Genomic DNA, 13,111 nt, shown 5'->3' with positions numbered 1-13,111 from the left:
GGCGCTCAGGCTAGAAGATTCAGCCCAGCAGGATTCAGCTCAGGGTGAGTGCCGTGTCGTCGATCACGAACGACGTCTGCAGCGAGGCGTCCTCCACGCCGGTGAACTTGAAGGTCACCGTCTGGCCCGCGAACGAGGACACGTCGAACGTCTTGAGCACGTAGCCCGATGCGGCGTTGGTGTTCGAGAGCGTGCCGAGCGTGGTGCTGCCTGCCGTGATCGTGAGCTTGTCGTAGGCGGTGCTGCCGGTTTCCTTGGTGTCGACGTGCACGTAGAACGTCAGCGACGCCTTGCAGCCGGCGGGGATCGTCACCGACTGGGACAGCGAGTCGGTGTGCGACGAGCCGTAGCCGTTGAGCCAGGACGACCAGGTGCCGGAACGGGCCGGTTCGCCGTCCGCGCTGTGCTGGCCGATGACGCCGGACGTCGCGGTCCAGGAGGCGGTGCCGGATTCGAAGCCCGGGTTGGCGACCTTCTGGCCCGAGCAGTTGCCGCCGCCGGTGCCGACGGTCCAGCTGAACGACGCGGAGCCGCTCTGGCCGGCGCTGTCCTGGGCGGTCACGGAGACGTTCGAGGTGGCGGCGGTGGTCGGGGTGCCGGAGATGGCGCCGGTGCTGGAGTTGATGGACAGGCCGGCCGGCAGGCCGGTGGCGGACCAGCTGTACGGCGCGGTGCCGCCGCTCGCGGACAGCGGCACGTTCACCGCGGTGCCGACGGTGCTGGACTGGTTGCCCGGGTTGCTGACGGTGACGGTGCCGGTCGCGCTGCATGTCGGGTCGGCCGACTGCGCGGGCACGCTGACGGCGTCCCAGGCGGCCTTGACCGTGTTGAACTCCGCGCAGCTGCCGGGGTAGAGGTTCTTCGCGGCGGTCAGCGTCCACGTGCGGTACTTCAGGTACGAGCTGCTCGAGGTCTTGAGCAGCATGGCGTTGTAGAAGATCTTGATGGCCTTCTCGACGCCCAGGCCGGTGATCGTCGTGTTGTTGCAGGTGGTGCTGGTGGGCTGCCCGTTGGACGGGTTCGTGCCCTGGGACAGCAGGTAGAACCAGTGGTTGCCGGGGCCGGCGGCCGCGTGGACCTCGGTGTTCGGGATCGAGCTGGAGTAGCAGTTCGCGTGGTTCAGCGCGGACGGGTTGTACATGTTGCGGATCGGGCCGCGGCCGACGAGGTTGATCGTCTCGCCGACGAGGAAGTCCGGGGTGTCGTAGGGCGACGGCTCGCTGGCGAACCACTCGGTGGTGGCGCCGAAGACGTCCGCGACGAACTCCTGCGTGCCGGCGCCGGAGATGCCGCCCGGCGTGTGGTCGTCGATGCCGTGACCGAGTTCGTGCGCAACGACGTCGATCGAGCCGATCCACTGGCCCGCGGAGTTCTTTCCGATCTGGACCTGGCTGCCGTCGTAGTAGGCGTTCTGGTCGTTCAGACCGACGCGCATCGGCCAGCCGCCGCCGTTGCCGTCGAAACCGTTGCGGCCCAGCCACTGCGTGAGCATCTTCGACTCGGTCTGCGCGGCGAACAGCACGTCCACGCAGCCGGTCTCGCGGTTGGTCTGGGTGCCGTTGCCCCACGTGTCCGTGGACTTGGTGAACGTCGTGTTGTTCGCCGCGTCCTGGCAGCTGACGTTGGTCAGCGTCGGGTCCTTGAGCGAGTACGACGAACCGGACTGCGTGGTGGCGATGGTGACCGGGTTCGGGCCGTTCCACCCGCTGGTGCCGGTGCCGTGCATGACGCGTTCCTGCTTGCGCAGCACCTTGCCGGTGGCGGCGTCCACGACCACGTCGAGCTTGCTCGGGCCCTCGGCGTCGCGGCCGGTGACCGTGACCTTCCAGGCGAGCGTCGGGGTGGACTCGAGCGCGTAGACGACCTGTTCCGCCGCGCCGACACTGTCCACAGTGGATATCGCGGTCCTGGCCGTGGTCTCGGCCTGGGCCTTGGTGACCGAGGGCGTGGTGCTGGCGAGGTTGATCGTCGCGTTCTGGTCGACGGAGGTCTGCAGGACCTGACCGGTCGAGTTGGTGACGACGACGAAGTCACCGCCCACGACCGGCATCCCCTTGTGGGTCCGGTCGTACGGGATGTACTTGAGCCCGTTGGTCGACGAGATGACGGCGTGGCGGACGAACTCGTCGCTCGCGCTGGCGTGCAGTTGGGCAGGCCGGCTGTCGACGAGGCTCGCGGCCGCGTCCACCGCCAGTGCGTCGGCGGTCTGGCTCGGGGGCTGGGCGACGGCTGGTGCGCCGGTCTGGGTGAGAACGGCCGCGACCAGGGAACCTGCCGCGGCCAGCACGAGTGTGCGTCTGGCTTGCATTTGTTCTCCTCGTTGCAGGGCGAAGACACCGGCCCTCGGTTGCAGGGGGAGCCGGTGGTTCGTCGAGGTGAATGTGGTGGCAGAGCAGGGAAAGAATGGGTTCCCGGACGATCGTTAACAAGTACTAACTTATTCACACCCAACTATTCGTGGGCCTTTGTCGGACTTGCTGCCGCGCATTCCTATGTAGGCGTTGTTGTGCGTTTTGCCCCAAGAAGTCTGCGCAGTGCGGTTGGCGTGTGGCCCAGGTGTTCGCGCACCGTCCGGCACAGGTGCGCCTGATCGGCGAACCCGAGGTCGGCGGCGAGCACGGCGAGACTGGGCTCCCCGTCCTCCAGCCGATCCAGCGCACGGGACACGCGCAGCCCGTTGCGGTAGCGGGTCAGCGACACCCCGAGCACGCCGGTGAAGGCACGGCTCAGCCGGTACGGCGAGACGCCCAGCAGCTCGGCGAGCGGAAGCAGGCTCGCCCCGGCCGGGTGGTCGTCGCCGATCACCGCGCGGGCCCTCGCCACCAGCGCCTCGTCACCGGCGCCGGTGGGAACGGGCGTGGTGACGACCTGCCGGACGGCCTGCGCCACCAGGCCCACCAGTTCCTCGGCCCCGTCGTCCTGGGCGGCCGCGAGAAGCCGGCGATGGGCGAGGTCGAGCCTGCCGTCGACGTACAGCGACGATCCTGCTAATCGCGGTGCCTCGCCGGCCACCGCACGCCACAGGTCGGCACGCAGGCTGATCGACGTGCACACGTCGCCACCGGCGGGATGCGAGAAGTGCTCCTCCTCGCCGGGTAACCCGAGATAGCCCACCGTGCGGTCGAGATCGGTGCAGACACCGCGCACCCGGCGGCGGAATCCACCGCTGCGCACGAGCACGAGCCGCACGTCCTCGCGCGGCCGTTCCGTCGTCCAGCCGCGGTGGTCGTCGCGGCAGTCCACCGCGGACACGGTGAACTCCGGGCGGGCCGCGAGGTCGATGAAGGAGAGCACCCCTCCAGGCTAGGGACGGGGTCTGACAATTTTCGGCGCAAGGATGTTCAAGACCGCAGGACCCCTCGCGGCGGAGGCTGGTGCGCATCAACCCAGAAGGAGTCGACACCATGCCCGCACTGGCCCAGCTCACCACGATCGTCCTCGACTGCGCCGATCCCGGCCCGCTGGCCGAGTTCTACCGCGCGGTCACGGGGTGGGAGGTGACCTCCAGCGACGAGGACTCCGTCTACCTGGGCGGCGACGGCGTCCAGCTCGCCCTCGTCCGCGTGCCGGACCACCGGCCGCCCGCGTGGCCCGGCTCGGCGGGAACGCACCTGGACTTCCAGGTCGCGGACCTTGATCTCGCCGTCAAGCAGCTGCTCGAACTCGGTGCCACCAAACCGGATTTCCAGCCCGGCGAGGGGCAGTGGACCGTGCTGGCCGACCCGCAGGGCCACCTGCTCTGTCTGGCAGGGTGACCCGCATGGCCTCCATCAGCAGGGAAATCGTGATCGAGTCGAGCGCCGACGACGTGTGGAAGGTGATCGGGGAGTTCGCCACGGGCCCGTCGCGGATGGCACCGGGCTTCGTGGTGAGCACCGAGGCGGAAGGCGACTACCGGACCGTCACGTTCGCCGACGGCACGGTGGTCAGGGAGCGGCGCATCGGTGTCGACGACGAAGCACGCCGGATCGCCTACTCGATCGTCGGCGGCAGCGTGGAACCCGAGCACGACAACGCTTCCATGCAGGCTTTTCCCTACGGCGAAGGGCGTTGCCGGCTGGTGTGGACCCGCGACGTGCTGCCCGATCGGTTGGCCGCGCCCATGGCCGACTCGATGTCGCGGGGCCTGGAGGTCGTCCAGCGGGCGTTCGAGAAGTCGTAGTGCGACACCGGAAAGCTGTTCGCCGCACGGTGTGCGCTCACCGTGGAGGTCGGCCGTAGCAGCGTGGCTTCACCGTGCTGGTTGAAGTAGTAGCTGTGCGCGGTGGAGCACTGGCCGAGGGAGAACACCGAGTTCTGCGTGACCTTGGCGCGCATCCGTTCTAGGAACTCGTCATTGGCCTGCTGCGTGATCTCGAAGACCGACGAACCACGTGCGCGCATCGCGGTGAACAGCCGACGCATGTGCGTCATCTGGCACTCGATCGTCGTGAAGTACGACAGTCCGCTGTAGGAGTACGGGCTGTTGAGCGACAGGTAGTTCGGGAAGCCAGGCACGGTCACGCCTTCGTAGGCCTGGAACCGGTTCTGCCGCCACCACGCGCCGAGGTCCTTGCCGTCCCGCCCGATCACCTCGAACGCCGGGAAGTTCGTGTCCCAGAGGTCGAATCCCGTTGCCAGCACGAGAACATCGACGTCGACCCGGCCCTCAGCGGTCACCAGACCGGTGGCGTCGATCCGTTCGACGGTGGACGTTTCGAGGTGCACGTGCGGTTTGGTGAACGTGCGGAAGTAGTCGTTGGAGAACGTGGGCCGCTTGCAGCCGAACGAGTAGTCCGGCGTGAGCTTGCGACGCAGTTCGGGATCGCGGACCTGGCGGTGCAGATGCGTCCGGCACCACCGCTCGGCCAGCCGGTTCGCGATCCGCAACTGCTTGTAGTGCACCACTCCCGAGATCATCATCAGCTCGAGGATCGAACTGCCCAGCCACCGCACGGCCCGCTGGACGAACGGCAGCCGTGCGAACAACGTCCTGACAGCGCGCGGAATCCGGTAGTCGGGCTTGGGACTGACCCAGATCGGCGTCCGCTGGAACACCGTCAACGCGGACGCGGACTTCGCCAGCTCGGGGATCAGCTGCACCGCCGTGGCGCCGGTGCCGATGATCGCCACCCGCTTGCCGCTCAGCTCCGTCGGTTCCCAGGCGGCGGTGTGGACGACCTCGCCGGCGAACGTGTCGATGCCCGCGATGTCAGGCGTCTTCGGCATCGACAGGAACCCGGTGGCGGTCACCAGGTACCGCGCGGTGACCGTCTCGCCGCCCGCGACGACCTCCCAGTGGTCGTCCCGCCACACCGCGCCGGTCACCTCCACACCGAAGCGCATCGACGGGCGCAGGTCGTACTTGTCCGCGACGTGCTCGGCGTACCGCTTGAGCTCCTCGCCCGGCGCGAACAGTCGTGACCAGTGCGGATTCGGCTCGAACGAGTAGGAGTAGGTCGAGGACGGGATGTCCACGGCGAGCCCCGGATAGCGGTTCACGTGCCAGGTGCCGCCGAGGTCGTCCTCCCGTTCCAGGATCAGCAGGTCGTGATGGCCGAGCCGCTTGAGCTCGATCGCCGCGCCCATGCCCCCGAACCCGGCACCGACGACGACCGCGTCGTACTGCGGGGCCACCCTGACCTCCTCGCCGAAACGGAATCTCATGTCAGTTCCGGAACCGTATGTCAGTTTTCAGGTGATCACAAGTGTCCGCAGGTCATAGACTTGGGTGCATGACGTCCAGTGCCGAACCAGTGAGCAGGGCCGAGCGCAAGAAGCTGGAGCTGCGCCGCGAGATCATCGACGCGGCCTTCGACTGCTTCGCCGAACGCGGCTACCACGCCACCGGCATCGCCGACGTGGCCACGCGGCTGGGCATCGGGCACGGCACGTTCTACCGCTACTTCCAGAACAAGCGGGACATCGTCGACCACGTGGTCGACGACCTGGTCGCCCGCATCACCGGCGCCCTCACCGCGGAGAACGCGCCGGACGCGGTCTCCACGCTCGCCGAGTACCGCGAGCAGTCCGCACGCATCGGCGAGTCGCTGGCCCGCATCTTCGGCGAGGACCCCAGGGTGCCGCGGCTGCTGCTCTTCGAAGCGCCGGGCATCGACCGGGCCATGGCCGAACGCATCCTCGACCTGTTCGACCTGGCCGCCGCGCTGACCGCCGCCTACCTGTCGCACGGCGTCGAGCTGGGCTACCTGCGCGCCGACCTCGACGTCGGCAACACCGCCAGGGCCATCAACGGCATGATCCTCGGCTCGGCCATCACCTCACTGCGCACGCCGGAAGACCAGCGCGCGCTCAGCGAGGCCGTTCGACGCGTGATGTACGACGGAATCGCTAGCTGAACCACGCCCGCGCGGCCACGACCAGCGCGTCGACCCCGGTGGTCAGCGTCGGCTCGATCTCCGGCGCGAACTCGGGGGAGTGGTTCATCGCCACCACGCGCCCCGGCTCCCAGTTCGAGAAGTCGATGCCGCCGAAGAACCAGAACACCGTGGGCACCCCGGCGGCCGTTCCGAACACGCCCACGTCCTCGCTGGCGTTGACCGACGCGTTGGGAATCAGCCGTTCCGCGCCGAAGTGCCCGGTGAACGCCGCCACCGTCCGCGCGGTCGCATCGGGATCGGAGGTGAGCACCGGAGTGGCGCCGTGCCACTCGATCTCCGGCTCCCGCGGCGCCCCGGACGCGGCGGCCTCGGCACGCACGATGCGTTCGACAGCACTGCGAACGATGCCGGCGTTGTGCTCGCTGAACGTCCGGATGCTGACCCCGATCTCGGCCGCCTCCGGAATCACGTTCGACTTGGTGCCCGCCTGCAACCGCCCAACCGTGACGACCGCACGCTCCGACGGTGAGATCTCGCGCGCGACGATCCCTTGCAACCGCACGACAACATGCGCCGCCATCAACACCGGATCGACCGTGGTCTCCGGCGCCGACCCGTGTCCGCCCCGCCCGTACAACGTGATCCGAGCCGCGTCGGACGCGGCCATCACCGGCCCGCTGCCGTACGCGATCATCCCGGCGGGCAACGGCCCGACGTGCTGCGCCAGCACCACGTCGGGCTTGCCGAACCGTTCGAACAGCCCGTCGTCGACCATGTTCCGCGCGCCGCAGCCCAGCTCCTCCGCCGGTTGGAAGACCACGAGCAACGTGCCGGACCACTCCGCACGCGTTTGCACGAGCTGCTCGGCCGCACCGATCAGGCATGTGGCGTGCATGTCGTGCCCACACGCGTGCGCCACCGGCACGTCTTCGCCGTCGGAGTTGGTCGCACGAGCGGTGGAGGCGTAAGGCAAACCGGTCTTCTCCTCGACGGGCAACGCGTCGATGTCCGCACGGAGCAGCACGACCGGACCGTCGCCGTTGCGCAGCACGCCGACCACGCCGGTGCCGCCGACCTCGGTGGTGACGTCGAAGCCCAACGGCCGCAGTGCGTCCGCCAGCAGTCCGGCGGTGCGGAACTCCTGCAACGACAACTCGGGGTGCTGGTGCAGATCGAGGTAGAGCTCGCGCAGGTCGGTCATCACCCGATCCTGTCACGAGCCAATCCGGTGCGCGGTTCGTTCCGAAGCACAGGCGTGAAGGCAACCCGAACCATCCTCATCGGCCTGGTGTCGGTGGCCGCGGCGCTGGCGGCAGGGCACCTCGTCGCGGGGCTCGTGAGCCCGCTGGCCTCGCCGTTCCTCGCGGTCGGCAACACCGCGATCGACCTGACGCCGCACCCGGTCAAGGACTTCGCGATCCGCACGTTCGGCGAGAACGACAAGCTGGTGCTGCTCGGCGGCATGGCGGTCGCGCTCGCGGGGCTCGGTGTGGTGGCGGGGCTCCTGTCCCGCCGCAGTCCCTGGCCCGGTACCGCCCTCGCCGGGGTGCTCGGCCTGCTCGGCGTCGCCGCGGTGCTGGCCCGGCCGACCACGACCGGGTGGTCGGTGGTCGCCCCGTTGGCGAGCCTGGTGGTCGGTGTCGCGGCGTTCCGCTGGTTGTGGTCCCAGGCGCCGGTGGTCGTGCCGGGGCGGAGGAGGTTCCTGCTGTCGACCGCGGCGATCGCGGCGGGTGCCGGTGTCGCGGCGGCGGGCGGGCAGTGGCTCGCCGGCCGGGTGGACGTCGAGGCGTCCCGGCGCGGTATCACGCTGCGGCCCAGGGAGACCGCGCCGGAGATCCCGTTCAGCGCTGACTTCTCCCGCGAGGGCACGCCGGCGTTCCTGACGCCGAACGAGAAGTTCTACCGAGTCGACACCGCGCTCACGGTGCCTCGCCTGCGTGCGGAGGACTGGCGGTTGCGGGTGCACGGCATGGTGGACAACGAAATGGTGCTCACCTACGACGACTTGTTGCGGCGTCCGTTGGTGGAGAAGACCATCACGCTGGTGTGCGTGTCCAACGAGGTCGGCGGCCCGTACATCTCCACGTCGAACTTCATCGGCGTCTCCCTGCCCGACCTGTTGCGGGACGCCGGTGTGCGTCCTGGTGCCGACCAGCTCGCGACGCGCAGCGTGGACGGCTGGACGTGCGGTACCCCGGTCGCCTCGATCATGGCGCCCGGCTCGAACGCGTTGCTGGCCCTCGGGATGAACGGCGAGCCGTTGCCGCTCGAGCGCGGTTTCCCGGCCCGCATGGTGGTACCTGGCCTGTACGGCTACGTCTCCGCGACGAAGTGGCTGGTGGACGCCGAACTCACCACCTTCGGCGCGTTCGACCCGTACTGGGCCCAGCGCGGCTGGGCGAAGAAGGCGCCGGTCAAGGTGATGTCCAGAGTGGACCGGCCGAAGTCGTTCGAGAGGGTGCCGGCCGGCCGGTTCGTCGCGGCGGGGATCGCCTGGGCCCAGCACACCGGTGTCGACCGCGTCGAGATCCGGGTCGACGGAGGGCCGTGGCAGCAGGCGACGCTCAGCACCGAGGTCAACGTCGACACCTGGCGGATGTGGCGGGTCGAACTGGACCTGCCGCCGGGCAACCACACCGTGGAATGCCGTGCCACCGACCGGACCGGCTACACCCAGACCAACGACCGTGCCGCCCCGATCCCGGACGGTGCTACCGGCTGGCACTCGATGGTCTTCACCTCGGTGCCCGGCTAGGACATCTGTCCACAGTGGACCTTTCGGTCGTTCTGCCTGGTAGTGCGGGGTTTGCGGATCGGTTGGTAACAGGTCGATAACCAGACCCATCCGGCGCCTTGGTGGTGGCGAATCACCGATAGCAACTGCCCGATCACCCCTTGGAGATGTTCCGACATGAACAAGACCGTCCGCAGCACCGTTCTGGCCGCCGGCGCCGTCTCGCTCGCCCTGTTCGGAGCTGCCTGCGGCTCTGGCGACATGGCGAGCAGCGGCTCCAGCACCGCGCCGACCCCGGCCACCTCGACGGCGCCGTCGTCCGCCGCGATGGCCGATCCGGCCAAGGACCTCGTCGGCCCCGGTTGTGCCGACTACGCCAAGCAGGTCCCGTCCGGCGCCGGTTCCGTCACGGGTATGGCCGCCGACCCGGTCGCCGTCGCCGCGAGCAACAACCCGCTGCTCACGACGCTGGTCAGTGCCGTGTCGGGCAAGCTCAACCCGAAGGTCAACCTGGTCTCGACGCTCAACGGCGCCGAGTTCACCGTGTTCGCGCCGGTCGACTCGGCGTTCGCGAAGATCGACGCCGCGACGATCGAGAAGCTCAAGACCGACGACGCGCTGCTGACCAAGATCCTGACCTACCACGTCGTTCCCGGCCAGATCTCGCCCGACAAGATCGCCGGTGACCAGAAGACCGTGCAGACCGGCACCGTCAAGGTCTCCGGCTCGGGCAACGCGCTGAAGGTCAACGACGCCAACGTGATCTGCGGCGGCGTGCACACCGCGAACGCCACCGTCTACCTGATCGACTCGGTCCTGCTGCCTGCGTAAGCGGATCGGTAGCACGACGAACTCCGGGAACAGCCTCGCTGTTCCCGGAGTTTTCACGTCTCGAACCGGATCACCTTCCGCGTCAGGGAAAGGTGATGGTGAGGACCGGAGCGCTCGTCGGGCCGGGTGATCCACCCGCGGGCTCGACGGTCAGCATGGCTTCGCTGACTCCCTCGATCTCCGTCACCAGCAACATCATCGCTCCGCCCGTCGGGCGCAGGGTGCCCGCTGATCGTGGACCGTGGTCGTCCACCAGCCACAGCTGGTAGACGCGGTCGTGCGGCAACGTGCGGAGGTTGCCCGCCAGGAAGACCATCTCGTTGCGGCTGCTGGACATCACCGCGGTGCCCGCTGGATCTCCCGCGGTGACGAGCCGCAGATCCGGCGCGGCCACGGCCGCGGCGACCACACAGGCAGCCGAGACGAGCACCGCGGCGCGCCGGAAACCTTGACGCCGCGAGGAAACCGTCCCGGTCTCGGAGGCCGGCGGAACCTGCCGCACGTGCCGGACCGCGGCCAGCACCCGTGGCCGGAGGGCGTTCGGCAAGACGTGGTCGACGGCGTTGCCGAGCCGGGCCGCGGTCTCCCTCAGGCCGGCCGACTCCTCCGCACAGCTCCGGCACCTGCCGAGGTGTGCTTCGAACTCGATCCGTTCGGCATCGGGCAGCGCGCCTAGTGCGTGGGCACCGGTCAGCAGGTGCGGGTTGATCGCACGCTTTATTCCCGGCTTCACGTCTCTTCTTCGAAGCTGTCCGGTGACCGGATTGCCCTTCGCCAGACGCGCCGGCTACCGCCCGACCGGCTCGCGCCCACGTCGAGAAGTTGCCGCCCGACGTCCTGGACGGCACCATCGCGTCCGGCCGCCAGGTCCTCGAGGCCCTCATCCGCCCCCGACCCCGCCAGCGAAGGACGTTCCCGATGCAGAAGACCGTCACCCTCAACAACGGCGTCGTGATGCCGCTCCTCGGGTTCGGCGTGTACCAGATTCCCGCCGACGACACCGAGCGCGCGGTGTCCGAAGCGCTGGCCGCCGGCTACCGGCTGCTGGACACCGCCGCGGCCTACGGCAACGAGGAGGCCGTGGGCCGCGCCATCAAGTCCAGCGGCATCCCCCGCGAGGACCTGTTCGTCACCACCAAGCTGTGGGTGCAGGACGCCCCCGCCGAGGACAACACCAGGCGCGCGTTCGAGACGTCCCTGACCAACCTCGGACTGGACCACCTCGACCTGTACCTGATGCACCAGCCGTTCGGCGACGTCTACAGCCAGTGGCGCGCGATGGAGGCGATCAACCGCGACGGCGGGGCCAAGGCGATCGGTGTCGCGAACTTCTACCCCGACCGGCTGATCGACCTGATCGTCAACAACGAGATCGTCCCCGCCGTCAACCAGATCGAGACCCACCCCTTCTTCCAGCGCGCCGACTACCAGGACCTCATGCGCGGCTACGGCGTGCAGATCCAGTCGTGGGGCGGGTTCGCCGAGGGCAGGAACGACCTGTTCAGCAACCCGCTGCTGACCGGGATCGGCGAGCAGTACGGCAAGTCGGTCGCCCAGGTCGTGCTGCGCTGGCTCACCCAGCGTGGAGTCGTCGTCATCCCCAAGTCCGTGCGCGCCGAGCGGATGGCCGAGAACATCGACGTCTTCGACTTCGAGCTCACCGACGAGCAGATGGCCAGGATCACCACCCTCGACACCGGCAGTTCCCTGTTCTTCGACCACCAGGACCCCGACATCGTCAGCTGGCTCGCCAAGCGCCGCCTGACCTGAGCCCTGTGGCTGCGGCGCATCGGCCTCGCCGTCTCCTGAGCACAGCAGTAGACTGACCTCACCGAGGGCATGTCGCGCGTCAGCGTTCAAGCTGATGTCGCCTTGGGCGCACGAGAAATCCGGCCGGTTCGGCTGGAGGCGGGAGCGCCGAGTTGACCTCGGAACTCAGTCTCGGAGTCATCGCACTGTCACGCAAGGAGAACGAGCTCCGGCTCCCGATCCATCCGCTCCACCTGGACCGGATCGACGCGGATCTGCGTGACCGCATCTATCTAGAACACGGTTACGGCGAACGTTTCGGCATATCCGACGAACAACTCGCGGTTTCCGTAGCGGGATTGCGTTCGCGCGAAGAGCTCATCGCGACGTGCGACGTCATCCTGCTGCCCAAACCCCTCGCCGAGGACGTCGCGGAGCTGAGGGACGGCCAGGTGCTGTGGGGCTGGCCGCACTGCGTGCAGGACACGAAGCTCACCCAGCTGGCCATCGAACAACGGCTGACCGTCATCGCTTTCGAGGCGATGAACCACTGGACCACCGATGGTTCGTTCGGCTTGCACGTCTTCCACAAGAACAACGAACTCGCCGGCTACTGCTCGGTGCTGCACGCGCTGCAGCTCGCCGGCTCGACCGGTGACTACGGCAGGCGACTGAGCGCCGCGGTGATCGGATTCGGTGCCACCGCACGAGGTGCCGTGACGGCTCTCAAGGCGCACGGCGTGCACGAGGTCAACGTCCTGACCAACCGCGGTGTCACGGCGGTCGGCTCGCCGATCCACTCGGCGCGGATGGTCCACTTCGACCACGACGACGCCGATCCGCGGCGCAGTCACGCGATCACCGACGACGGGACCGTCCCGCTGGCCGGATTCCTCGCGGAGCACGACATCATCGTCAACTGCGTGCTGCAGAACCCGGACAAGCCGCTGACGTTCCTCATCGAGGACGACCTGCCGGCGTTGTCCCCCGGCACGCTCATCGTCGACGTGTCCTGCGACCGGGGGATGGGCTTCGACTGGGCCCGCCCGACCTCGTTCGCCGAGCCGTCGTTCATGGTGGGCGACAACGTCCGCTACTACGGGGTCGACCACAGCCCGTCCTACCTGTGGAACTCGGCGACCTGGGAGATCAGTGAAGCGCTTCTCCCGCACCTGCGCTCGGTGCTCACCGGGGCGTGGGACGCCGGCGACATCATCCGGCGCGCCATCGAGATCCGTGACGGCGTCGTCCAGAACCCCAGCATCCTCTCGTTCCAACACCGTTCATCGGAGTACCCCCATGCCCACGTCTGAGCCCCTGACGACCGAAGTGGACGATCACACCGGCGCTGCCGCCGTCTGCGCGGCGTGCCCGCACCCGTGGGACGAGCACGACCCGCTCGGCGTTCGGTTCTGCGCGGCGACCACCGCCTCCGCACTGCCTCGAGGCTGCATCTGCGGGTGACCGCCGGCCGCTC

At 68.6% G+C, this 13,111-nt stretch carries 12 protein-coding genes and 1 pseudogene; 8 read left to right on the top strand and 5 right to left on the bottom strand.

Annotation, left to right across the window (positions count from 1 at the left end; all coding sequences use genetic code 11):
* Positions 1-34 precede the first annotated feature (34 nt).
* Both ACWGE0_RS40995 and ACWGE0_RS40990 read right to left on the bottom strand, forming a co-directional pair.
* Positions 35-2,308 carry a M4 family metallopeptidase gene (locus ACWGE0_RS40995; protein ID WP_452266276.1) on the bottom strand — a complete coding sequence of 758 codons (2,274 nt, stop codon included), beginning with the start codon at positions 2,306-2,308 and terminating at the stop codon, positions 35-37.
* A 182-nt stretch (positions 2,309-2,490) separates the two neighbouring features.
* Positions 2,491-3,294, bottom strand: coding sequence for a helix-turn-helix domain-containing protein (locus ACWGE0_RS40990; protein ID WP_452266275.1), 804 nt, complete (start codon positions 3,292-3,294; stop codon positions 2,491-2,493).
* 110 nt (positions 3,295-3,404) lie between these two features.
* On the opposite strand from ACWGE0_RS40990, the gene ACWGE0_RS40985 reads away from it, so the two are divergent.
* Both ACWGE0_RS40985 and ACWGE0_RS40980 read left to right on the top strand, forming a co-directional pair.
* On the top strand, positions 3,405-3,755 hold the full coding sequence (locus ACWGE0_RS40985; RefSeq protein ID WP_452266274.1) for a VOC family protein: 351 nt from the start codon (positions 3,405-3,407) through the stop codon (positions 3,753-3,755).
* A 5-nt stretch (positions 3,756-3,760) separates the two neighbouring features.
* Positions 3,761-4,057, top strand: a pseudogene (locus ACWGE0_RS40980) (SRPBCC family protein); the annotation flags it as partial.
* Here ACWGE0_RS40980 and ACWGE0_RS40975 read toward each other — a convergent pair.
* On the bottom strand, positions 4,036-5,646 hold the full coding sequence (locus ACWGE0_RS40975) for a flavin-containing monooxygenase (RefSeq protein WP_452266273.1): 1,611 nt from the start codon (positions 5,644-5,646) through the stop codon (positions 4,036-4,038). The pseudogene ACWGE0_RS40980 and the gene ACWGE0_RS40975 overlap by 22 nt on opposite strands.
* Positions 5,647-5,714: 68 nt before the next feature.
* On the opposite strand from ACWGE0_RS40975, the gene ACWGE0_RS40970 reads away from it, so the two are divergent.
* Positions 5,715-6,338, top strand: coding sequence for a TetR/AcrR family transcriptional regulator (locus ACWGE0_RS40970; RefSeq protein ID WP_452266272.1), 624 nt, complete (start codon positions 5,715-5,717; stop codon positions 6,336-6,338).
* On the opposite strand, the gene ACWGE0_RS40965 is transcribed toward ACWGE0_RS40970, so the two are convergent.
* The gene (locus ACWGE0_RS40965; RefSeq protein WP_452266271.1) at positions 6,331-7,521 is read right to left on the bottom strand and encodes an amidohydrolase; all 1,191 of its coding nucleotides are present in this window, start codon (positions 7,519-7,521) and stop codon (positions 6,331-6,333) included. The genes ACWGE0_RS40970 and ACWGE0_RS40965 overlap by 8 nt on opposite strands.
* 54 nt (positions 7,522-7,575) lie before the next feature.
* On the opposite strand from ACWGE0_RS40965, the gene ACWGE0_RS40960 reads away from it, so the two are divergent.
* On the top strand, positions 7,576-9,075 hold the full coding sequence (locus tag ACWGE0_RS40960; RefSeq protein WP_452266270.1) for a molybdopterin-dependent oxidoreductase: 1,500 nt from the start codon (positions 7,576-7,578) through the stop codon (positions 9,073-9,075).
* Between the two features lie 156 nt (positions 9,076-9,231).
* Positions 9,232-9,885, top strand: a complete 654-nt coding sequence (locus tag ACWGE0_RS40955) for a fasciclin domain-containing protein (protein WP_452266269.1) — start codon at positions 9,232-9,234, stop codon at positions 9,883-9,885.
* Positions 9,886-9,967: 82 nt separating this feature from the next.
* Here the strand turns inward: ACWGE0_RS40955 and ACWGE0_RS40950 are convergent, their stop codons facing one another.
* Positions 9,968-10,618, bottom strand: coding sequence for an anti-sigma factor (locus ACWGE0_RS40950; protein WP_452266268.1), 651 nt, complete (start codon positions 10,616-10,618; stop codon positions 9,968-9,970).
* A gap of 185 nt (positions 10,619-10,803) precedes the next feature.
* Between ACWGE0_RS40950 and ACWGE0_RS40945 the strand changes: the two genes are divergently transcribed.
* The 3 genes from ACWGE0_RS40945 to ACWGE0_RS40935 all read left to right on the top strand — a co-directional run bounded on the left by ACWGE0_RS40945 (position 10,804) and on the right by ACWGE0_RS40935 (position 13,098).
* Positions 10,804-11,655: an aldo/keto reductase gene (locus ACWGE0_RS40945; RefSeq protein ID WP_452266267.1), complete on the top strand. Its 852-nt coding sequence runs from the start codon at positions 10,804-10,806 to the stop codon at positions 11,653-11,655.
* A 152-nt stretch (positions 11,656-11,807) separates the two neighbouring features.
* Complete coding sequence (locus ACWGE0_RS40940; protein WP_452266266.1) at positions 11,808-12,947, top strand: N(5)-(carboxyethyl)ornithine synthase; 1,140 nt, start codon at positions 11,808-11,810, stop codon at positions 12,945-12,947.
* Positions 12,934-13,098 carry an RGCVC family protein gene (locus tag ACWGE0_RS40935; protein WP_452266265.1) on the top strand — a complete coding sequence of 55 codons (165 nt, stop codon included), beginning with the start codon at positions 12,934-12,936 and terminating at the stop codon, positions 13,096-13,098. The genes ACWGE0_RS40940 and ACWGE0_RS40935 overlap by 14 nt, the downstream gene beginning before the upstream one ends.
* Positions 13,099-13,111 lie beyond the last annotated feature (13 nt).

The organism is Lentzea sp. NPDC054927 (assembly GCF_053610285.1).
This window is presented reverse-complemented; position numbering and strand designations above follow the sequence as displayed.

Excerpts from the sequence above, each read along its gene's own strand:
- ACWGE0_RS40955 (WP_452266269.1), top strand. The coding sequence starts at position 9,232 with ATGAACAAGACCGTCCGCAGCACCGTTCTGGCCGCCGGCGCCGTCTCG.
- ACWGE0_RS40985 (WP_452266274.1), top strand. The coding sequence starts at position 3,405 with ATGCCCGCACTGGCCCAGCTCACCACGATCGTCCTCGACTGCGCCGAT.
- ACWGE0_RS40935 (WP_452266265.1), top strand. The coding sequence starts at position 12,934 with ATGCCCACGTCTGAGCCCCTGACGACCGAAGTGGACGATCACACCGGC.
- ACWGE0_RS40965 (WP_452266271.1), bottom strand. The coding sequence starts at position 7,521 with ATGACCGACCTGCGCGAGCTCTACCTCGATCTGCACCAGCACCCCGAG.
- ACWGE0_RS40970 (WP_452266272.1), top strand. The coding sequence starts at position 5,715 with ATGACGTCCAGTGCCGAACCAGTGAGCAGGGCCGAGCGCAAGAAGCTG.
- ACWGE0_RS40945 (WP_452266267.1), top strand. The coding sequence starts at position 10,804 with ATGCAGAAGACCGTCACCCTCAACAACGGCGTCGTGATGCCGCTCCTC.
- ACWGE0_RS40995 (WP_452266276.1), bottom strand. The coding sequence starts at position 2,308 with ATGCAAGCCAGACGCACACTCGTGCTGGCCGCGGCAGGTTCCCTGGTC.
- ACWGE0_RS40975 (WP_452266273.1), bottom strand. The coding sequence starts at position 5,646 with ATGAGATTCCGTTTCGGCGAGGAGGTCAGGGTGGCCCCGCAGTACGAC.